This is a genomic window from Gracilimonas sp. BCB1 (assembly GCF_040117685.2).
Taxonomy (GTDB): domain Bacteria; phylum Bacteroidota; class Rhodothermia; order Balneolales; family Balneolaceae; genus Gracilimonas.
In genome coordinates, this window is the sequence record NZ_JBEDYP020000012.1 from 97627 (window position 1) to 119114 (window position 21488).

Consider the following 21488-nt stretch of genomic DNA (forward strand, 5'->3'; position numbering starts at 1 on the left):
AAATGTGTGAACTGATCTTTATTATATCTCGCGTTGGCGATAAGTAAAGATCCTGTTCATCATGAAGAAAATTTATTCCCTTGTACTTTCCCTGCTGTTTCTCACCACGGTTGCAGAGGCTCAGTTACCAAAAGAAATTCAGATTGTGGACCCGCCCTTCTGGTGGGTAGAAATGCCGATTAATGAACTCCAGCTCCAGCTATATGGAGAAGAATTAGGACACTACCGGGCATCTGTAGATTATCCGGGCGTGGAAATTACCGCTCAGTACGCCGTTGACTCCCCCAATTATTTATTTCTCTACTTCGAGATTTCTGAAGACGCAAAAGCCGGAACCCTGCCCATCACCTTAACCCGGAAGGGAGAAAGCATCACTTTGAATTACGAACTGAAAACCCGGGAGTCTCTGGAAGGCCGCCACCAGGGATTTGATGCTTCTGATGTCATTTACCTCATGATGCCCGACCGTTTTGCCAACGGAGATCCATCCAACGACAGCGTTGAAGGGATGCTGGAAACGGCTGACCGGTCTAATCCTGAACGGCGACAGGGTGGAGATATTCAGGGTGTGATGGATCACCTGGATTATATCAAAGATTTAGGGATGACCGCCATTTGGTTTACCCCCATCATCGAGAATGATATGGCTGCCGAATATGGCGCCTATCATGGGTATGCCGCCACCGATCTGTATCGCGTTGACCGCCGCTATGGAAGCAATGTGGAATACAAGCAGCTGGTGGAGGAAGCTCACTCAAAAGGCATGAAAGTGATCATGGATATGATTCACAACCACATTGGCGACCGTCATTGGTGGATGGGCGATTTGCCTACTTCCGACTGGGTGCATGATATCGATGAGTACGGAACCACCAATTTTCGCGGGGCAGTGGCGTCAGATCCCTATGCTTCAGAATACGATTCTGACAAATTATTGAATGGGTGGTTTGTACCTGAAATGCCCGACCTGAATCAAAAGAATGAGTTGCTGGCTGATTACCTCATTCAAAACACGATCTGGTGGATTGAGTATTCCGGCATTGACGGCATCCGCATGGATACCTACGTGTACCCAGACCAACAGTACATGGCGCGCTGGGCAAGAGAAGTGCTGGAAGCTTATCCGAATTTCAATATTGTCGGAGAATCATGGGTAAACACGGTTCCTGCCGAGGCCTACTGGCAATACGATGAGCCCGGTGTGGATGACGGCTATAATTCAAACCTGCCCAGCGTCACCGATTTTCAAATTGCCAATGCGATCCGTCAGGCTTTTAATGAAGACTTCGGCTGGCTGAACGGACTCAGTAAATTGTATTACGTGCTGTCTCAGGATTTTGTATATGCCGACCCTATGCTAAACGTAAATTTTCTGGATAACCATGACATGGGCCGTATTTACGAAACCGTGGGCAAAGACGAAGACTACTTCAAAATGGCCTATGCTTTTTTGATGACCACGCGGGGAATCCCGCAGGTCTATTACGGAACCGAGCTGATGATGGGCCACGAGAACCGAGGCGGGGATGACGAAGCCTGGAGACAAACCATGCCCGGCGGCTGGCCTGATGACGAGCGGAGTGTTTTTACTGAAAAAGGCCGAACCGAAAGGGAAAATGAAATCCTGGATTACATCACCAAGCTCACCCAATGGCGCAAAGATGCGGTGGCCATTCACGAAGGAAAGCTGGTCCATTTTGTCCCTGAAAATAATACCTATGTCTATTTTCGGATTCATGAAGAGCAAACCGTGATGGTGGTGATGAATGCGAATGAAGCCCCTGTTACTCTTGGCCGGCATCGGTTTGCTGAAATTTTAAATAATTTTGAAGTTGGGGTGAATGTAGTTTCAGGAGAAGAGTTGGAGGTTACCGGTGATTTCGAAGTACCTGCTAAAACTACCAACGTTTGGGACCTGAGATAGTTTCAGCTTAAGCAGTCCTAATACGATTAGTCTTAAACTATCCGAGCGAGACCAAACCTCGTTCCCAACCACCCGGTTGGGAACGCAAGCTGGGGACCACCCGGTCCCAATACAGGAGGTAAATAATGGACTCCCAATCACCCCCCAAACAAGGTTAAAGGTATCAACCCCTTCATTCCCAGGTAATCCCGGGCAGATGAGTACCTCCAATCCTCAGGCTTATTTACAAACCCGCCCTTAACCGGATTAAAATGAATATACTGCATCTTCTGATTCACCATTTTGACAGTACTTAATTGTTTAGGGTGCAAACCCTCTTCCCAAACCTGATACGTTCTCCACACCTTGTGATTCCGTTTGTTGTGTTTCAGTTTATACAGCCATCGGGTGTGCCCGTTATCTTGCAAATGTTTTAGCATTCTTCGTGCAGCAAACGATTTGGTTAGCCGAAGGCTGTTTGCTAAATCCACACCCTGCACAATGGCATGGAAGTGATTGGGCATTATTACATAAGAGTAGAGGGTTACACCCTTCTTTTTCTGCATGAAGATGAATTGATCTAAAAGAATTTTTGCGATCTGAGGATTGCAAAAAAAAGGCAGCTCTTCGAGAATGCTGCTTGTAATAAAGTAAGGGTAATGACTTTCTTGAAATTTATAACGACTTCTTCCCATGGTTTTTTATTTCAGTAAGAGTGGTGAAAAGCTTATTCCTTACAAAATTTATTCGGACCCGGTGGTCCGCAGTGCCGTTCCCAACCGGGTGGTTGGGAACGAGTTTTAACAAATTTACCCCCCTGCTGTAGCAGATCTTTAACTATATCCCCCAACCACTAACACTCGCCACTACAAACTTCACCTAAAAGGCCGTATCTTTAAAGCTTAATCAAGCAAGCAGTCCAAAAACCACTATGAGCACGGCCACAGCCGAATCAAATATCATCAAAGAGGCGAAAAAGCGACGAACCTTCGCCATTATATCCCACCCCGATGCGGGTAAGACCACCCTCACGGAAAAGCTGTTGCTGTATGGTGGGGCGCTGCACGAGGCTGGTTCTATCCGTGCTCGTAAAGCCACCCGTCATGCCGCTTCCGACTGGATGTCGATAGAGCAGGAGCGGGGGATCTCTGTAACCTCTTCTGTTTTACGGTTTGAGAAAGAAGGCATCAAATACAACCTGCTGGATACCCCGGGTCACAAAGACTTTTCTGAAGATACACTCCGAACGTTGGTAGCCGCCGACTCCGGCCTTATGGTAATTGACGTGGCCAAAGGCGTAGAGGAGCAGACCGAGAAATTATTTGAAGTATGTAAGCTGCGCGAAGTTCCTGTTATCACCTTTGTAAACAAGTGTGACCGCCCCGGTATGGAACCACTGGAAATTCTTAGTAACATTGAGAATAAGCTGGGAATTGAAGCTGTGCCTGCCAGCTGGCCCATGGGTTATGGTCAGAAATTCCAGGGCATCTATGATGTAATTGAGAAGAAGGTACACATGTACCAAAAAACGGAGCACGGAGCCAAAAAGGCCGTTACCGAAGTGCTTGATCTTGAAGAGGCCATCGAAGCTTCGTCAATGTCGGGCGTAGAAAAGGAAGCTTTTGAAGAAGAGGTGATGCTGATTGACGACATGTACGAAAACATGGATCGTGAGGCATATGCGACCGGTAAGGTAACGCCGGTATTTTTTGGCTCGGCCCTCCACAACTTCGGGCTGGATGTATTCCTGAATTACTTTCACCAACTTGCCCCTCACCCTCAGCAGTACAAAACTCCGGAAGGTTTGGCCAGAGATCTTAACGACGGCTTCTCCGGGTTTATCTTCAAGATGCAGGCCAACATGAATCCTGATCATCGTGACTGTGCGGCTTTTATCCGGGTGGCCTCTGGAAGGTTTGAACGAGGACAACAGGTAACCATTGCCGGTAACGGGAAGAAAGTTAAAATGTCGACCCCGCACACCCTGATGGGCGACGACCGGCAGCTGCTGGAAGATGCTTACCCCGGAGATATTGTTTCGATTTTCAATCCGGGTTCATTCCGTATTGGTACTACCATTTTTGAAAAGAATGAAGTTAAGTTTGATGTAATCCCGCTCTTCACCCCCGAGCACTTTCAGAAAGTAGCCACCAAAGATCCTTTCAAGCGAAAGCAGCTTCGGGAAGGATTAAAGCAACTATCCGAAGAGGGAGTAGTTCACGTATTTGAGGTGCCAAACGGAGTTGGAAATGAATTGTTACTTGGAACGGTCGGGGTGCTTCAGTTTGAAGTTGTGGAGCACCGTATGCTCACTGAATACGGAGTGGAGCTTATCAAAACTCCGGTGTCTTATTTCTGTGCCCGCTGGTTGCCAAATGACAGAGACGATGTGATTGAAAAACTGGAAGCCAGTTACTCCACCCACGTCACCAAAGACATGGAAGAGAATCCAATTGTACTATTCGATTCTCAGTATGCCCTTTCACAAGGAGAGGAAAAGGTAGGATCCGAGAATCTATTCAAGTTCAAACAAGGCTAAGAACCCGAACGCCGAACACCCAACTTTAAATGTTCGAAGTTGGATGTTCCTTGTTCGATGTTCTGTTCAGCTTACTTACCACCGTTAGCTTGCAGGTCGGCGATACAGTTGGCATCCAATGGCGGAATTTGTTCTCCTAAAAACTGACCAAATACACCTGCATTTTCCATGGCGTAATACATCAGGCAGCTGTCGTTATCACAGTGCCGGCCATGTTCAGTATCCTGGTGGTTCGTCTGCATCTCTGTTCCGGATCCGGGAATATTAACCAAACCAAATAAGTGACCGAATTCGTGCCGGAAAGAAACAGACTCCGTTAATCTTCTGGACGGTTCATTAAAACCCCCACTCACTTCTTCATAGGTTGCACCAAAAAAGGCATTTGAAGTATTATAGTATGCGATAGCCAATACATTTCCGCTTTCAAACTCTCCATCTACAATAATCATGTAGGCTCTGAGTGTACCGTCTTCAACAGATGTAAATTCATCCCGGTGTTCTTCTTCCAGGGCCCGGATTTCACTTGCGGTATACGAAGATTGGCCGACTGCAGGAATCTCTGTCGGCTCTTTTATTATAACTGATTGCTTATTCAGTCTTTGCTCTAAAAAAGCTTCAAGACTATCCAATGCCTCAGCATTCGGAGCATAACCCTGCATGTAATCGACCTCTACTTCCAGAGAAGTAAAGGTGTCACCTGAGAGAAAATCATTTGCAGAATGACCTGGGTTTTCTGTGTGAGAGTATACGACTTCTCTGTCGTCATCATTGCCTGTTGAATTATCAAGGCAACCAGAACTAAATGCGATTAATCCTACAATTAGTATGCTTAATAGGGTCTTGGGTGTCAAAAATTTCATTTCTAATATTTCATTGTTTTTAGTTCACTCTTTTAAATGTATAGTTGGGGGTTATTGTTCCTCCAAATCGATGCCGTTCTTCCGGTTTAAAGAAATTAAACGCTTTTTAATATGAAGACATATGTGTAATTTATGTTATGAGCTCTGAAACTCCCATCCGGAAGATTATCCATGTTGATATGGATGCCTTTTATGCTGCTGTTGAACAGCGGGATAATCCCGAATTACGGGGAAAGCCGGTAATTGTGGGAGGTTCACCCAGCGGACGTGGAGTTGTGGCAACCGCCAGCTATGAAGCCCGGAAATTTGGGGTCCACTCTGCCATGCCGGCCTCACAAGCAGTTCGTCTTTGTCCCCATGGCATTTTTGTAAAAGCTAATTTTGATGCCTACAAAAAAGCCTCTCAGCAAATTCGCGAAATCTTCTTTGAATACACGGATTTAGTGGAGCCACTCTCCATGGACGAAGCTTTTCTCGATGTAACAGAAAACCACAAAGGCATGCCATCGGCCACTCTGATCGCCAAAGAAATTAAAGAAAAGATCTTTGAAGTCACCAAATTAACAGCTTCAGCGGGTGTGGCACATAATAAGTTCCTGGCCAAAGTCGCTTCCGACATCAACAAACCCAACGGGCTTACCCTCATCACCCCTGATAAAGCAGAGGCCTTTCTGGAAGAGCTGGACATCAAGCAGTTTTTTGGGGTAGGAAAAGCTACGCAGAAAAAGATGCATGCCGTGGGTATTAAAACCGGGGCTGACTTAAAAACTTGGTGTGAAATTGATTTGGTAAAGGCTTTTGGAAAATCAGGACGGTTCTATTATCAAATTGTTCGGGGGATCGATCATCGGGAAGTGAAGCCGCACCGGGTGCGAAAATCGTATGGTAAGGAGCGCACTTTCTCTGAAGACATCGACAGCCTGGAATGGATTCATAACTTTCTGGACGAGCTGGCTCAAACCATTTCAGAGGGAATGAAAAAGATTAACGCAGCTGGAAAAACCATCACGCTTAAAGTTCGCTATAAAAATTTTGATACCATTACGCGAAGTTACTCCCTTCCCCATTATACTAATCGATATACCGACATCACCGAAGTAGTGAGAAAGTTGCTTGAAGAAACTGAAGTTGGAACCCGGCCGGTTCGTTTGCTGGGTATCACCCTGTCGAATTTAAACCTGAACGAGAAAACCGTGTATGAGCAACTGGAGCTTAGTTTGTAGTGATGAAGTGAGGATTGATAAAGTGATTCAGTTCAAATGAGCTCTTTTTCACCTTATAGCGCAAGCGTCCGCTTGTGCGGTGTAATTACAATCGGTCATCCAAAACAGGAGCCGTCCTGGCGGACGCTTGAACTAGTTTAAGTACCTGCAAGCCTATTCCTTACAAAAATTCTTCAAATAATTAACTTATCACTCCTTACTTCATCACTTTATCAACAGCCAACTATCATTTTACCGAGATAATCGTGAATTTCCCCACCATACAATCAACCTAAAGAAATTGACATAAAATGAGTGACGGTTACGGACTACTAAAAGGAAAAAAAGGAATCATTTTCGGAGCGCTGGATGACCGAAGCATCGCCTGGAGAATTGCCCTGGCTTGCAAACGTGAAGGTGCCGACTTCGTACTTTCAAACGCCCCCATTGCATTACGGCTTGGAGCTCTGGATGAACTTGGCGAAGAAACCGGCGCCCCCATCATTCCCTGTGATGTGACTAAGGACGACGAGATCGAAGAGTTGATGGCTAAAACCAAAGAACACCTTGGGGGTGTCGATTTCATTTTGCACGCCATCGGGATGTCACCCAATGTTCGCAAGAAAAAAGAATACACCGACCTGAATTATAACTGGTATCAGCAGACGCTGGATGTTTCTGCCATTTCACTTCATCGGGTGCTACACCATGCCGAGAAAGCCGATATATTGAATGATGGCGGAAGTGTTGTGGCTCTTTCTTATATCGGGGCTCAGCGAATTTTCTCTAAGTATTCGGATATGAACGATGCTAAAGCTCTGCTGGAAAGCATCGCCCGAAATTATGGAAGCCGACTGGCTGATCGCGGTATCCGGGTGAACACCGTTTCTCAGGCTCCAACCAAGACATCTGCCGGAACCGGTATTAAAGGCTTTGACGGCATGTACACCTTTGCAGAGAAAATTGCCCCCATGGGGAATCCTTCTGCTGATGAATGTGCCGATTACTGCGTAACGCTATTCTCAGACCTGACCCGCAAAGTAACCATGCAGAATCTGTACCATGACGGTGGTTTTGTGACGGCAGGCATTTCTGAGGATATGATTGACGACCTCGCCAAGCTGTATTCAAACGACGACGAATAATTTATGCCTGACATAATCCTCGGTATTGATCCCGGCTCCCGAAACACCGGCTATGCCTTGTTGACGGAAGAAAACGGAAAGCTAATCGCCCTGCGGTGTGATGTAATCCGAATGGCCGATATTGACGATCATGCCGAGCGATTGCAGGTTATTTTTGATCAGATTTCCGGGATTATCCGTTCCAATCAGCCCACATCCTGTGCGGTGGAAACTCCGGTTTATGGAGTTGATCCTATGGCTATGCTAAAGCTGGGCCGGGCTCAGGCAGCTGCCATGCTGGCTATCAAAAACTCCGGGCGGGAAGTCACCGAGTATTTTCCTAAAGTTGTAAAGAAATCGATTACCGGAAACGGAAATGCCAGCAAAGAGCAGGTAGCTTTTATGCTAAATAAAATGGTGAAACTGCCGGATGAAAAGTTGTCTAATGACGCCACGGATGCCTTAGCTGTAGCCTGGTGCCATCTGATGAAAGGGCAGGGCATCCCTGGCTCAGCCAAAAAGAAAACACACCAAAACAACAAAAAAGGGGATTGGGCCAGTTTTGTAGAGGATAATCCAGACAGAGTGAAAGGTTTATGATTGCATTTCTAAAAGGATACATAGAGGAAAAGAAAGAAGGGGTTGTGATCCTCGACGTTCAGGGCGTGGGCTATCGGGTTGAAATATCATCCATTACCCAGGAACAGCTGGAAAGCGCCGGCTCAGAAGTAAAACTGCTGACTTATCACCACATCACTGACAGTGATGAACGCCTGTTTGGCTTCTTTTCAACCGATGAAAAAGCCCTGTTTGAAAAGTTAATTACCGTGAAAGGGGTGGGGCCAAAACTCGGACTTACCATTCTTTCAGGTCTGCCTGCCGATCAGCTTATCGGAGCGATCACCGGATCGGATGCTGCCACCCTATCCAAAGTACCGGGAATCGGAAAGAAAACAGCCGAACGTATTATTGTGGAACTCAAAGACAAGCTCGCAGAATACGCTGTGTCTGCAGGGGTTACTCCAACAGGTTCTCAGGAAGCGGGTGTTACCGGAGAAGCCATCTCGGCTCTGGAATCATTAGGCTTCAAGAAAAAAGAATCTGAACAAGCCGTTCTCAAAGCCATTAAAAACACCGGCAGTGACGACCCTTCTGTAATCATTAAGAAAGCTCTGGCCAGCCTTAATAAATAAAATGCTGTTATGCTGAAATTGATTCAGTATCTGAATAGACCAACCTTACTTTATCCGGTTTACTCTCCCGCAACCTGAGGCTCACCTATTGTGAATATATCTCCCTTAAACACGTTAATTGTATCTTCCAGAATCATATACAAGCAGGGAACCAGAACCAGAATAATGGAGGTCGCAAACACAATACCGAACCCAAGTGAAATGGCCATGGGAATCAACTGAGTGGCTTGAATAGATGTTTCCAGAATAATCGGCGTTAATCCTCCAAAAGTGGTCAGTGTTGTTAATAAAATGGGGCGGAAACGTCGCAAGCCGGCTTCATGTATGGCATCAAAGGCAGAATGATCTTTCCTTTTCTTGTTGGCAAAATCGATCATAATTAAAGAATCGTTCAGCACTACTCCCGACAATGCTATAACACCCATCAGGCTTACCAATGATAAATCGTAACCCAGCAAAATGTGTCCGATAACAGCTCCTACAATACCAAAAGGGATCGCTCCCATTACAATAAGTGGCTGAGCATAACTATTGAAAGCGACCGCCAGGAGTGCATAAATAATCATTAAAGCCAGGGCAAACCCACCCCAAAGTGCCTTTGTGGATTCACGCATCTCAGCCTGACTCCCTTCAAAGCTCCATGTAATACCGGGAAAATCCTGCCTGAGTTGTGGCAGCACTTCTGTTTGAATGGACTCCAGTACCCGGCCAACTGCGTTGGAAGGAACAGCATCCATGCCAACTGTAACCACACGGCGGCCATCTCTTCGGTTGATGCTCGTAAATGCCTCGCCCTGTTCAATTTCCACCACATCAAGGAGCGGCACTTCTGTTCCATCATTGGTTTGGATAACAAAATCTTCCAGGTTGTAAATATCTCTTCGTTCTTCCAGTGGAAGCTTTACCCGAACTTCTACTTCATTAGTTCCTCTAAGCTGACGAGTGGCAAGGGCTCCGTAAAAAGCATTCCGGACCTGTTCGCCCACTTCCGAAGAAGTTAACCCAAGTTTCCTGCCTTCCGGAAGCAGTTTAAAATCAAACTGGGTTTTTCCCCGGTTATAGTTATCGTTTACATCTCTGGTGGCATCAAAAGACTCTACTCTTTCCAGAAAAGCCTGACTTGCAGCCTCCAAAACTTCAATATCGGAATGGCTGAGATCTACGCTTATATCCTGCTGATACCCGCCCGGACCAGCTTCAGCTTCAAAAGTAATTTGGTCTACCCCCGGGATATCGCCAATATTATCACGCCAAAGCTCAATCACTTCCTGTGTACTCATGGTTCGTTCAGCCGGAGGCTTCATCACTATCTCTACATCGATAAAACTTTGTCCACGTACATTTGTCTTGATGCCCTCTGCTTGTTCAAATAAATTATACTCCTGAAACATGGCATAAGTGGCATTGGTAACATCCTCAGCAACCAGGGCTGCTTGTGCGTTTGTGGTTCCAACCGGCAGGCTGATTCCTCCCTCGATTTCATCTGCAGGCTGCTCAGGCATAAGTACCATGCCCATATGATCGCTGTATCCATATCCGCCAACTATCACCAACAAAGCGATGGCAGTACTTAGGGTTACGTATCGATTACGGAGACTCAGCTCCAGGAAACGACGATAATGCGTGTCTACAAACTGATTGAATTTATTAGCGAAAGCCTGTTGCCAGCCTTCGATTTTCTCTCCAATTCGAAAAGGATTCTTCTTTGCACTATGGCCAAGATGAGCAGGGAGTATGAACAAAGCTTCAAACAAAGAAACGGCCAGAACTACAATCACAACAGCCGGCAGCGGCCACCAGTATTTACCAGTCACTCCGGGAATAAACAGGAGCGGAACAAAGGCGATGATGTTGGTCAGTATAGAGAATGTCACGGGCTTACTAATGTCTTTAGCGCCGGCTATGGCCGCCTCAATATTACTCATCCCCTGTTGGCGATATTCATATACATTCTCTCCTACAACAATGGCATCATCCACAACGATACCCAACACCACCAGAAACCCAAACATCGAAATCATGTTGATGCTCAAACCAATGAGTGGAAGGAAGAGAATTGCACCAACAAATGAGATAGTCATCCCCATCATCACCCAAAAGGCAAGGCGGTATTCCAGAAATAATGCCAAAATCACCAGTACAATGATAATGGCGAGCAAGCCATTTTCTGTAAGCAACGCCAGTCGTTCCCTGTAATCCTGTGCCGTATTGCCATCTACCCGGTATTGGACTGCAGGTGGAAAACCAGCCTTGGCTTCTTCAAAAATCTTCAGGACGGCTTCTTCAATTTCAAGAGGTGATTGATCTCCGATTCGGTAAACCTGCACTTCAACCGATGTCTGTCTGTTAAACTGAGATGGCAGACCAACCTCCTCAAACCCATCTCTTATTTCTGCAATATCTCCAAGAAGAACTGTTCCACCGTTTTGGGATGAAATTATTTCAATTTGGCTGAACTCATCCGCCCACTGCTTACGCTCCTGCATGCGAAGCAGTATTTCACCTCCGGTTGTCTCAACGGCCCCGGCTGGTACATCCCGGCTTGATTGGGCTACAATATCCGCAACCTGACCCAGGGTGAGATCATACTCAAGCAGTTTCTGCCGGGGGATTTCAATATGAGTTACATAATCAGGCACTCCTCCAATTTCAACTTGCGTAATTCCTTCTGTGCTTAACAACTGGTCACGTAATTGTTCTGCGAGTTTTCTCAGCACCCAAATATCTTGCTCCCCATATAACCCTATTTCGATCACCTCTCTTTGGTTAGACTGAAGCCTGACTTCGGGTTCCTCAATATCATCCGGAAAGGTATTAATACGGTTCACTGCCTGGTCAATATCCTGAAATACCTGCATGCGATCGGCTCCGCTTACTAATTCAATCGATACGCTTCCGGAGCCCTCTTCCGCTGTTGAGGTAATCTCTTTAATTCCCTGAACTCCCCGAATCGCCTCTTCAACCGGACGTAATATTCCCTGCTCAACTTCAGCAGGTGCTGCTCCCGGATAAACCACGCTTACATCCACAAAATCGAGCGCGTATTGAGGAAAAACCTCTTTCTGAATGTTGAACATGGTCCAGATTCCACCGCCCAGCAAAATAATCATCAATAGGTTTGCTGCAATCGGTTTCCTTGCCATGTAGGCTATTATGCCTGAAAATAAACCTTCATTATTTGACTCTGAATTGCTCATTTATTCCGGATTAGGAGTTGATGAGCCCTCAAGCCGCAACGGAGCTCCGGCTGTCACGCTTGCCAGATTTGTAGTAACAATTTCTTCACCACCCGTTAACCCTTCCGTGATGTATGCATAGTTTGCATCCTGAAGGAGGATGTTCACATTTCTGATACTTAGTGAGTCGCCTTCTTTTACCCACACGGTCTCATTTGCCCGCAAATAATCCCGATTTAACCGAACTATATTTTCAAGGGGCTTTGCTTTAATTCGCGTTTCAACAAACGAGCCTATAATTAATCCGGGCTTTGCTTCATTTTCTGCCTCAAGAGCCAGCGGGTCAGAAACTTCAACCAACACCCGGGCCAGGCGTGTTTGGTTTTCCAGGGAACCCAACTTCCGAAGCAGATAGCCTGTACGGAATTCTTCTTTATTCCACGCTGTGCGGTTTCTAATTAACACTTCTGAAGCAGGGGAATTCTCCTCCCCGGAAAAATTCAGCCATCTCAGTTTTGAAAGTGGAACTGTTGTCTCTACCCAATAATGATCAACCCCAACAAGCCGCCCCAAATTTTGGCCGGGAGCAACCAGTGACCCAAGATTCGCATTCCTGTTTAGGATATATGCATCAAATGGTGCTTTGATTGTGGTTCTTTGTAGATCCAGCTTTGCCTGTTCTACGGAAGCCTCGGCTGATGCCACCTGAGATTTTGCTGACTCGAGTTGAGGTTCTCTCAGTACCAAAGCCTTATTGGTTGGAGCCAGAGAGTCCTCAAGTAATTCATATTCTTTTTTTGCTGCTTCCTGAAGCCCCATTTCCAGCTGAAGTTCAGACTTCGCCTGCCTCAATTCACTTTCAGCTTGCCGGACAGCATTTCTGTAGTCGGAGGGATCTATCTGTAGTAATACTTCCCCTTTCTTCACATAACTTCCCGGGGTGAAATTATCAGACCGGTTTATTACTTCGCCACTCACCCTGGAACTGAGAATTATATCCTGAGAGGGCTGAACCGTCCCAGTTGCTTGTATGATGGGGGTGAAATCACCTTGCTCAACATTATTGACCTCCACCAGCATCGCCGTTTCCTTTGTTGCTCCGGAACGGGATGCTTCAGGTTCCGTTGAAAAAATAAGCACAATAACAGCCGCAGCGCCAGCCAAAATTGATAGTGAAATAATGAGTGTCTTTTTCCATCCCATAAAGAAACAGGCTATTGTAATTGTAAAGTGAACTTTCAGTTATCTGATAACATCAACTTGTATGGAATGGACAGCGTTCAAAAGTGGCTATAAAAGCTCTGCTGATTCTTTTTATTAGTAAATAAAAAAGCCCCGGAAACCCGGGGCTTTTACCCTAACTCTATATATTTATCAATTAATCTTAATCAATATCCAGGGCGCTATGATCCCCTATATCTACCTTTCCTTTTAAATTTTTGAGATTGGTATGAGCTCCAATAGTTGAACCGCTTGTCTCAACTGAATCCAGCGTAGCATGATCCCGGATGATAGTGTTTTCTACTTTCGAGTTTTTGATCACTGTATTAGCTTCGATGCTCACTTTTGGGCCCACCGTGCTGTTTTCAATTTCTACACCTTCCCCGATAAATACCGGTGGAATAATGGTAGAGCCGGGATATTTATTTTCATCAACGCCATTAAATTCTTTTTCAGTGATGATCCCGGTGGTTTCTAACCAGGCGGGCAGCGTTCCGCAATCCAGCCATTCATCAACCGTAGCTGTTTTAAATACTTTACCTTCTTTAATCATCATATCAAGGGCTGCGGTTAGAAAATACTCACCGCCCGGGCCGCGCATGTCATCGCCGATTACCTTATCGATTTTCTCTTTCAGGGCATTTCCGCTCTTAAAATAATACACTCCAATAATGGCAAGATCAGAGATAAACTCTTTGGGCTTCTCCACAAACCCGGTAATAGTATCGCCCTCATACACAGCTACGCCAAAGCGGGATGGATCTTCCACTTTTTTGAGCCAGATCACACTGTCCGCATCGCCCAAATCGAAGGATTCTTTGCTATCAAAAATGGTATCAGCAAAAGCAATGATAACCTCTCCGTCCAGATGGTCGCTTGCACAGGCAACGGCATGGGCTGTTCCAAGAGCTTCAGCCTGTACTTCAAAAATGGGCTTCGCCTTATGGCGGGCACTCATTTCGCGCAGCGGCTGTTTGATATCTTCTCCAAAATCCGGCCCCAGGATGAACACAATTTCGGTGATATCCCGATCCAGTGTGCGGTTGAAGGTCTCAATGATGCGTTCAATAATCATGGTTCCTGCGACAGGCAAAAGGGGCTTGGGCACGGTATGAGAATGAGGACGAACACGAGTTCCACGTCCGGCCATTGGGATAATTAATTTCATATATTTGGCTGCGTTACTTGAAACAATTTAATTTAGTGGCGGTGAATATAGGGGGGTTATCAACCAATTTCGACTTTCTGTTTTGATGATAACCTCTTGTTAATGCCCCTGAATATCATATCATCTGCATAATTAACTAAAACCAAACATATTGAACTGGTACTATACACTTCTTGATGCCGGCGCTGTTCTGTTCTGCCTCATTTTCTTACGATATACCTGGTATCGGATGCGCTTTTTCCTGCACACCTACCAACAGGTGGGATATAAGAACAACGAGTATTGGCAATGGTTGAAAAGCCATTGGGACGAAAAAGTGATCCCGGCTAACATCGCCATCCTGAATGTGTTCATCTTTATTTTTATTTGGTTTGATGGCTGGTTTAACGACACGTTCACCTATTCTTCGCTCGCCGTTTTCTTTTTTGTGATCAGTTACTTCTGGTTTGGCCCGGTTTCTAACTACAAGCCCGAAAAGGTGAAGAAGCCGCTGGTGTTTACCCCAAGGGTTATTCGCCTGATGGTTCCTTTCGTACTCTTCTGTAGTTTCTTTCCTGTACTTTTTACCTATTTGGGCTTTACGGGCATGCTGCCTTTTCTGGATGCTCAGCTTCCCAACTATTTTTCAGGGCTGCAACGATTTGACCTCACTATACTCATATTCGGGTGGGCTTTTGGTGCTATGATTGTTCCCTTTTTCGTTTTCATAGCTGGCCTTCTCACCAAGCCGGTTGAGCTTTATATCCAAAACGGATTTAAGAAACAGGCCCGCCGAAAACTGGCTTCCATGCCCGACCTAAAAGTGATTGCCATCACAGGTAGCTATGGCAAAACCAGCACTAAGTTCATGATCCGGGATTTACTGAAAGAGCGATTCAACGTTTGCTCAACACCCGGCAGCTACAACACCCCGATGGGTATTTGCAAAGTCATTAATAACGACCTGCAATCACACCACCAAATACTCATTCTTGAAATGGGTGCCCGTTACGAAGGGAATATTCAGGAGCTGTGTGATATTGCCAAGCCTGATATTTCTGTGGTTACCAATGTGGGTGTAGCTCATTTGGAGACTTTTGGCTCGCAGGATGTGATCGCCCGCGAAAAAGGCACCCTGGTCGATAACCTGGTGGCTGGAGATACAGCTATTCTAAATGCAGACGACCCTCGTGTTTCAAAAATGGGAGTCGGACGCGCTGAAATTACTCGTATTTTAGCCGGATTGAACAGCGGCGAAATACGCGGATCCAATATTTCTTACGACACTTCCGGAATGGAATTTGATGTTGATATTGATGGGGAAACCGAACGCTTTCAAACCCAGCTGCTTGGGGCTCATAACGCGCAGAATTTGTTACTTGCAGTTAGTGTGGGGCATCATTTCGGATTACGGCTCAAAACCATGGCGCTGGCAGCGGCTAAGATTGAACCTGTAGAACACCGCCTTGAGCTCAAACGACAGGGCGATCTGTTTATCATTGATGATGCTTTTAACTCTAATCCCGTTGGCGCAAAAAATGCTGTAGAAATCCTGAGTCAATTTAACTCCGGCCAGCGTATAATTATCACTCCCGGTATGGTAGAACTGGGTGACATTGAAGAAGAGGAAAACAGGAAATTCGGAGAAACCATTGGCAAGGCGAATCTCGATCTGGTTGTTTTGGTAGGTGAACAAAGGGCCAAACCAATCCTCGAAGGCATCAAGAACTTTGACAGCAATGCCATGAATGTCCGTGTAGTAAATACTTTGTTTGAGGCGAATGAACTTGTCCAAAAACATGCCCGGTCCGGAGATATCATCCTCTACGAAAACGACCTCCCCGATGTGTATAATGAGGGGTGAGGAGTGATAGGGTGAAAGGTGATAAATTGAGACGAGATTAAAGCCGTCCGGATTGGTTAGGAAATAGTGTTGTTTTCAAAAAAGTACTGAAGGCAAATTCTTGGAATAATAGTGGCAAAGCCTCCAATCACTCATCACCTTTCACCCTATCACTCCTCACTCATACCTAACAGCATCCGCAGGCTGAACCTGAGACGCCCGGTGCGCCGGATACCAGCTCGCCAAAACGCAAAGCAGTAAACTGGCCAATAAGATAATAGTCACATCAACAGGGCTGACCTGAACGGGGTACGCATCAATAATAAATGCCGAAGATAACTTCACCAGCCCGAACTTCATTTGCAGCCAGCTCAGCAGTAAACCCAACGCCCCTCCTATTCCGCATCCAATTAATCCAATATATAACCCCTGTTTTCTGAATATGGATTTAATACCGGCCTTGCTGTACCCCATCGACATAAGGATGCCAATATCCCTCTGTTTTTGAATCACGATCATCGTGAGCGAACCTATGATATTCAGCACGGCTACAATCACTATAAGAATCAAGATCACAAAAGAGCCCCACTTCTCCATATACATTACATCATAAAGCGGTTTTTGAAGATCATACCATGTTGAAATCTCAAAATCATCCCCCAGCATCGCCTGAAGTTCTTTCTTAACCTTTTCAGCATCCTCATTACTGTTGAGTTTGATATCAATCCCGGTAATTTGGTTTCGGGCCCTGAATAATCGCTTGGCCGCTTCGATGTCCACAAATACCTTGGGTCCGCCGGCCACCTGCTGTAAAAAATACGCTCCGCGAAGGTCAAAGCGATAGGTTTGAGGAACCGTGATTTGGGTCAGGGCATTTTTCATGCCTGCAGCGCTCAATAAAGCAATGTCTTCCCCAACGTTTAGCCGCAACCTGTTTTTAAGCTCCTCATGCACAATAATTCCCGGAGTTCTGTCACGAACAGAAATATCAAAAACGCCCGTTGTTATACTTTCCTCTATATCCACCAACTGAAAGAACAGGTCACGCTCCACACCCTTCACATCCACCACTTCGTTTTGAACTCCCTCCAAAGCCAAAAGCGCCTTTCCTTCAACATAGGGAGAAATAACCCGCACCTCAGGAAGAGCCTTTATTTGCTCCATCATTTCCTGATTTTGTGCGAAGGTTGCGGCCCCTGATGCTTCTATTCTAACATCAGGATCGTAAGAAAGCAGGAAGTTTTTTATTACATCAAAAAATCCATTAAAAACCGACAAAACCACAATCAAAAGGGCCGTACCGATGGTGATGCCGGTGATACTGATAAAGGTAAGTGTGGATATAAGCGAAATGTGTTTTCGGGAAAAAAGGTATCGCCGTGCAATAAATCCTGAGTTTTTCATACACACAAAATATAGAATCAAGCAATTGAAAGCACTTTAAATGAAGACAGACATTTGTTAAAGTTTTAGTATCTTTAGCGCCCTTTTCGAATTCAAAAACACCAATGGGTTCATCGCTTACAAAAGAAATTATTGCTTCAATCTCTGACGGGTCTCATGGCGACCCTTTTTCCGTACTCGGGCTTCATGAGGCTGAAGTTGATGGTAAAACCAAATTGGTGTTGCGTGCCTTTCGTCCCGAAGCAAAATCCTCAACCATTGTTATAGGTAAGAAGAAGTATGAAATGGATCGTATTTCGGATGAAGGATTATTTGAGCGCGTTTTCGCCCGGCGAAAGAATACATTTAGCTATGATTTGGAGATTGTTCCTCATCAAGGCAAAAAGTTTACCATAACCGATGCCTACCAGTTCGACTCTTTAATTAGCGATTTTGACCTGCAGCTTTGGGGGGAAGGAAATCACCATCAAGCCTATGAGTTTATGGGCGCTCACCAGCGAACTATTGAAGGCGTGGATGGAACCCACTTCGTTGTCACTGCTCCCGGCGCTGATCGCGTTAGTGTAATCGGTGAATTTAATAGTTGGGATGGCCGCGTTCACAGAATGCGAAAATTTCATGACCAGGGAATCTGGGAACTCTTCATTCCTCATGTTACGGAAGGGGACTATTACAAATATGAAATTAAATCTCCTGTTCAGGATCCCCCTTTAAAGAAATCAGATCCCTTTGCTTTCTTCTCGGAAGTTCGTCCCGGAACTGCATCTATTGTAACTGATATTGACGACTACAGCTGGGGAGACGATAAGTGGCTCGAGTCTCGGCAGCAAAAACAGGCTCTGGATCAGCCCATCTCTATATATGAGATGCATATTGGTTCCTGGAAGCGTAAAGTGGGCGAGGATCCCGGCTTTTTAAGCTACCGGGAAACTGCCGATCAGCTGGTTCCATATCTCAAAAAATTGGGATACACCCATGTTGAACTGCTTCCGGTGGCCGAACATCCTTACGATCCATCCTGGGGATATCAGATTACCGGGTATTATGCCCCCACCAGCCGCTTTGGCACACCCGAGGATTTTATGTACTTCGTGGACCAATGCCACCAGAACGATATTGGCGTGATCATAGACTGGGTTCCGGCTCACTTTGCCAAAGACGATCACGGACTTCGCCGATTTGACGGGACCGGGCTTTTTGAACACGATGATCCCCGTAAGGGCGAACACAAAGACTGGGGAACCTGCATCTTCAATTACGGTCGCACCGAGGTTCAAAACTTTCTGATTTCAAACGCTATTTACTGGTGCGAAAAATTTCATGTTGATGGCTTTCGGGTTGACGCCGTTGCCTCTATGTTATATCTGGATTACTCCCGCGATGAAGGCGAATGGGTTCCCAATCAATACGGTGGGCGGGAAAATATTGAGGCTATCGATTTTCTGAGAAATTTTAATGACTCCGTTCACCACCACTTTCCCGGGGTCATTACTTTTGCGGAAGAATCCACTTCCTGGGGTGGAGTTTCGCGCCCAACAGAAACGGGAGGGCTCGGCTTCGATTTTAAATGGAATATGGGGTGGATGAACGATACTCTTTCATACATCGAGAAAGATCCGATTTTCAGAAAGTATCACCAGGACCAGCTTACTTTTTCGTTGATTTATGCTTTCTCTGAGCACTTCACCCTTCCGTTTTCTCACGATGAAGTAGTGCATATGAAACAGTCTATGCTCGCCAAAATGCCCGGCGATGACTGGCAGAAGTTTGCAAATCTCCGACTCATTTATTTGTATATGTACACACACCCTGGTAAGAATCTGCTTTTTATGGGCTGTGAATTCGCTCAGTGGTCGGAATGGAGTGAGTCGCGCTCGCTCGACTGGCACCTGCTGGAATGGGAAAAACACCAGGGCGTTCAGCTTTTAATTAAGGATTTAAATGGGATCAACAAAGAGGAAAAGGCGCTTCATGAAGTCGATTTTGACTGGCGCGGATTCGAGTGGGTTGATATTAGTGATGCCGATAACAGCATCGTTTCATTTATTCGCCGGGCAAAAGATCCTGAAGATTTTGTTGTTGTGATTCTTAACTTTACACCTACCGTTCATTATGGCTACAAAGTTGGGGTGCCCCACGCAGGAGAATACGAAGTGTTAATTAACAGTGACTCAGAGTTTTATGGAGGCAGTAATGCCGGAGACACTAAAATACATGCAGAGTGGGGAGAGTGGCATAACCAGAAAGCCAACATTTCAATCACAATACCACCCCTGGCTGGTGTAATTTTAAAACCAAAGAGTTAACGCATAGATGAGGTTTCCACGCTCTTGCGGTTGTTTAGTTCATCCAACGTCATTTCCCGGAAAATATGGGATGGGAGATTTTGGATTTGAAGCCCGCACATTCATCGATTTTTTAGAACGAACGCACCAAACTATCTGGCAGGTTCTTCCCCTTACCCCAACCGGATATGGGAACTCCCCTTATGCCAGCTATTCTGCTTTTGCAGGGAATGTGTACCTGATCAGTCCCGATATGCTTCATAAAAAAGGACTGCTTACCGAGAAAGAAATCAATGACATTCAATTGCCCTGTGGTCTTAGTGCGGATTATGAGGCTTCTTTTAATAACAAAGACACGGTTTATAAACTTGCCTCTGACCGGTTTTACAAGAACCTGAAGAAAGAAGAGGAAGAAGCTTTCAATGCATTTAAAAAGCAGAACAAGCACTGGCTTGAAGACTATGTACTATTCATGGCGTGCTCTCTTCATTACGACAAGCAGCCCTGGAACACCTGGGATAAAGAAATTGCTCAGCGGAAGCCAAAAGCATTGAAGGCTTACCGTGAGAAATTCAGTGAGGAGATAAAGCTTCAGTACTGGTTACAATATGAGTTTAACAACCAGTGGAATGATCTTAAGAAATACGCCAACGACCGTGGGGTTCGCATTGTAGGCGACATCCCCATTTTTGTAGATCATAACAGTGCCGACGTATGGGCTAACCCAAAATATTTTGAAGTTGACAAGCAGGGAAATCGACAGTTAGTTGCGGGTGTTCCGCCGGATTACTTCAGTAAAACAGGACAGCTTTGGGGGAACCCCCTTTACAAATGGGATGAACTCGAAAAAGATGGATTCTCGTGGTGGGTTGACCGCTTTAAGCACATGTTTAATGCTTGTGATGCCATTCGTGTGGATCACTTCCGCGGCTTTGATGCTTATTGGGAAGTAAAGGCATCTGCAAAAACTGCTGAAAAAGGAAGGTGGGTTCCCGGTCCCCGAGAAAAACTGTTTGATACCATTTTGGAAAAGTGCGGTGAGTTGCCCATTATTGCTGAAGACCTCGGTTTCATGACCGAAGGTGTACAAAAGCTTCGGGACAAGTATAACTTCCCAGGGATGAAAATTATACAATTTGCCTTCGATTCAGACTCCACGAATAGCTTTCTTCCTCACAATTATGCTCAGAACAGTGTAGCTTATTCCGGAACGCACGACAATGATACTGCTCTTGGTTGGTATAACACCACGAATGCTGAAGAACAGCACCGTGCACGGACCTATACCCGTTCATCGGGCGAAAGCATCCATTGGGAATTTATCCGTTTGGGAATGCTTTCGGTTTCAGATCAGGCTATATTCCCGCTGCAAGATTATATGGGATTAGACAGTACTCACCGAATGAATATACCGGGCACCTCATCAGGCAATTGGCTTTGGAGGTACACCCCGGATATGTTAAATGAAGTTGACGAAGGGCAAATTCGACATCTGGCAGAACTCAGTAACAGACAAATTAAAACCAATTCGTAATCTAAAATGCTTGATTTCATATACAGAAGGTGTTTTTGTATATTTCAGGCTTAGATA

The 21488-nt window shown here is 45.6% G+C and carries 15 protein-coding genes; 9 read left to right on the top strand and 6 right to left on the bottom strand.

The window, feature by feature from the left end; translation table 11 throughout:
* Window positions 1–61 precede the first annotated feature (61 nt).
* Entirely contained in the window at window positions 62–1924 is a 1863-nt protein-coding gene (locus ABFW99_RS06870; RefSeq protein ID WP_349354775.1) for a glycoside hydrolase family 13 protein, read from the top strand.
* 137 nt (window positions 1925–2061) lie between these two features.
* Here the strand turns inward: ABFW99_RS06870 and ABFW99_RS06875 are convergent, their stop codons facing one another.
* Window positions 2062–2598, bottom strand: coding sequence for an REP-associated tyrosine transposase (locus ABFW99_RS06875; RefSeq protein ID WP_440707459.1), 537 nt, complete (start codon window positions 2596–2598; stop codon window positions 2062–2064).
* A gap of 236 nt (window positions 2599–2834) precedes the next feature.
* Here ABFW99_RS06875 and ABFW99_RS06880 point away from each other — a divergent pair, with 236 nt between their 5' ends.
* Window positions 2835–4442 (top strand): peptide chain release factor 3, encoded by a 1608-nt coding sequence (locus ABFW99_RS06880; protein ID WP_349354777.1) that lies wholly within the window; start codon window positions 2835–2837, stop codon window positions 4440–4442.
* 71 nt (window positions 4443–4513) lie between these two features.
* On the opposite strand, the gene ABFW99_RS06885 is transcribed toward ABFW99_RS06880, so the two are convergent.
* The gene (locus ABFW99_RS06885; protein WP_349354778.1) at window positions 4514–5302 is read right to left on the bottom strand and encodes a peptidase; all 789 of its coding nucleotides are present in this window, start codon (window positions 5300–5302) and stop codon (window positions 4514–4516) included.
* Window positions 5303–5439: 137 nt separating this feature from the next.
* Here ABFW99_RS06885 and dinB point away from each other — a divergent pair, with 137 nt between their 5' ends.
* The 4 genes from dinB (at window position 5440) to ruvA (ending at window position 8821) form a co-directional block, all read left to right on the top strand.
* Window positions 5440–6525, top strand: coding sequence for a DNA polymerase IV (dinB, locus tag ABFW99_RS06890; RefSeq protein WP_349354779.1), 1086 nt, complete (start codon window positions 5440–5442; stop codon window positions 6523–6525).
* 290 nt (window positions 6526–6815) lie between these two features.
* The gene (locus ABFW99_RS06895; RefSeq protein WP_349354780.1) at window positions 6816–7649 is read left to right on the top strand and encodes an enoyl-ACP reductase FabI; all 834 of its coding nucleotides are present in this window, start codon (window positions 6816–6818) and stop codon (window positions 7647–7649) included.
* Between the two features lie 3 nt (window positions 7650–7652).
* Window positions 7653–8228, top strand: coding sequence for a crossover junction endodeoxyribonuclease RuvC (gene ruvC, locus ABFW99_RS06900; protein WP_349354781.1), 576 nt, complete (start codon window positions 7653–7655; stop codon window positions 8226–8228).
* Entirely contained in the window at window positions 8225–8821 is a 597-nt protein-coding gene (gene ruvA, locus ABFW99_RS06905; RefSeq protein WP_349354782.1) for a Holliday junction branch migration protein RuvA, read from the top strand. The genes ruvC and ruvA overlap by 4 nt, the downstream gene beginning before the upstream one ends.
* Before the next feature lie 59 nt (window positions 8822–8880).
* Here the strand turns inward: ruvA and ABFW99_RS06910 are convergent, their stop codons facing one another.
* From ABFW99_RS06910 to ABFW99_RS06920, 3 genes are all read right to left on the bottom strand, one after another.
* Entirely contained in the window at window positions 8881–12018 is a 3138-nt protein-coding gene (locus ABFW99_RS06910; RefSeq protein ID WP_349354783.1) for an efflux RND transporter permease subunit, read from the bottom strand.
* Complete coding sequence (locus tag ABFW99_RS06915; protein WP_349354784.1) at window positions 12019–13200, bottom strand: efflux RND transporter periplasmic adaptor subunit; 1182 nt, start codon at window positions 13198–13200, stop codon at window positions 12019–12021.
* Between the two features lie 181 nt (window positions 13201–13381).
* On the bottom strand, window positions 13382–14386 hold the full coding sequence (locus tag ABFW99_RS06920; protein ID WP_349354785.1) for a sugar phosphate nucleotidyltransferase: 1005 nt from the start codon (window positions 14384–14386) through the stop codon (window positions 13382–13384).
* Window positions 14387–14537: 151 nt separating this feature from the next.
* Here ABFW99_RS06920 and ABFW99_RS06925 point away from each other — a divergent pair, with 151 nt between their 5' ends.
* A complete protein-coding gene (locus tag ABFW99_RS06925; protein ID WP_349354786.1) occupies window positions 14538–16229 on the top strand; it encodes a UDP-N-acetylmuramoyl-tripeptide--D-alanyl-D-alanine ligase in 1692 nt (563 codons plus the stop codon).
* A 156-nt stretch (window positions 16230–16385) separates the two neighbouring features.
* Here the strand turns inward: ABFW99_RS06925 and ABFW99_RS06930 are convergent, their stop codons facing one another.
* Window positions 16386–17612, bottom strand: a complete 1227-nt coding sequence (locus ABFW99_RS06930) for an FtsX-like permease family protein (RefSeq protein WP_349354787.1) — start codon at window positions 17610–17612, stop codon at window positions 16386–16388.
* A 104-nt stretch (window positions 17613–17716) separates the two neighbouring features.
* On the opposite strand from ABFW99_RS06930, the gene glgB reads away from it, so the two are divergent.
* Together glgB and malQ are read left to right on the top strand one after the other, a co-directional pair.
* The gene (gene glgB / locus ABFW99_RS06935) at window positions 17717–19918 is read left to right on the top strand and encodes a 1,4-alpha-glucan branching protein GlgB (RefSeq protein ID WP_349354788.1); all 2202 of its coding nucleotides are present in this window, start codon (window positions 17717–17719) and stop codon (window positions 19916–19918) included.
* A 7-nt stretch (window positions 19919–19925) separates the two neighbouring features.
* Window positions 19926–21431 carry a 4-alpha-glucanotransferase gene (malQ, locus tag ABFW99_RS06940; RefSeq protein WP_349354789.1) on the top strand — a complete coding sequence of 502 codons (1506 nt, stop codon included), beginning with the start codon at window positions 19926–19928 and terminating at the stop codon, window positions 21429–21431.
* Window positions 21432–21488: the final 57 nt, after the last annotated feature.

Coding starts and splice junctions, on each gene's coding strand:
- ABFW99_RS06870 (WP_349354775.1), top strand. CDS start 62: ATGAAGAAAATTTATTCCCTTGTACTTTCCCTGCTGTTTCTCACCACG.
- ABFW99_RS06875 (WP_440707459.1), bottom strand. CDS start 2,598: ATGGGAAGAAGTCGTTATAAATTTCAAGAAAGTCATTACCCTTACTTT.
- ABFW99_RS06880 (WP_349354777.1), top strand. CDS start 2,835: ATGAGCACGGCCACAGCCGAATCAAATATCATCAAAGAGGCGAAAAAG.
- ABFW99_RS06885 (WP_349354778.1), bottom strand. CDS start 5,302: ATGAAATTTTTGACACCCAAGACCCTATTAAGCATACTAATTGTAGGA.
- dinB (WP_349354779.1), top strand. CDS start 5,440: ATGAGCTCTGAAACTCCCATCCGGAAGATTATCCATGTTGATATGGAT.
- ABFW99_RS06895 (WP_349354780.1), top strand. CDS start 6,816: ATGAGTGACGGTTACGGACTACTAAAAGGAAAAAAAGGAATCATTTTC.
- ruvC (WP_349354781.1), top strand. CDS start 7,653: ATGCCTGACATAATCCTCGGTATTGATCCCGGCTCCCGAAACACCGGC.
- ruvA (WP_349354782.1), top strand. CDS start 8,225: ATGATTGCATTTCTAAAAGGATACATAGAGGAAAAGAAAGAAGGGGTT.
- ABFW99_RS06910 (WP_349354783.1), bottom strand. CDS start 12,018: ATGAGCAATTCAGAGTCAAATAATGAAGGTTTATTTTCAGGCATAATA.
- ABFW99_RS06915 (WP_349354784.1), bottom strand. CDS start 13,200: ATGGGATGGAAAAAGACACTCATTATTTCACTATCAATTTTGGCTGGC.
- ABFW99_RS06920 (WP_349354785.1), bottom strand. CDS start 14,386: ATGAAATTAATTATCCCAATGGCCGGACGTGGAACTCGTGTTCGTCCT.
- ABFW99_RS06930 (WP_349354787.1), bottom strand. CDS start 17,612: ATGAAAAACTCAGGATTTATTGCACGGCGATACCTTTTTTCCCGAAAA.
- glgB (WP_349354788.1), top strand. CDS start 17,717: ATGGGTTCATCGCTTACAAAAGAAATTATTGCTTCAATCTCTGACGGG.
- malQ (WP_349354789.1), top strand. CDS start 19,926: ATGAGGTTTCCACGCTCTTGCGGTTGTTTAGTTCATCCAACGTCATTT.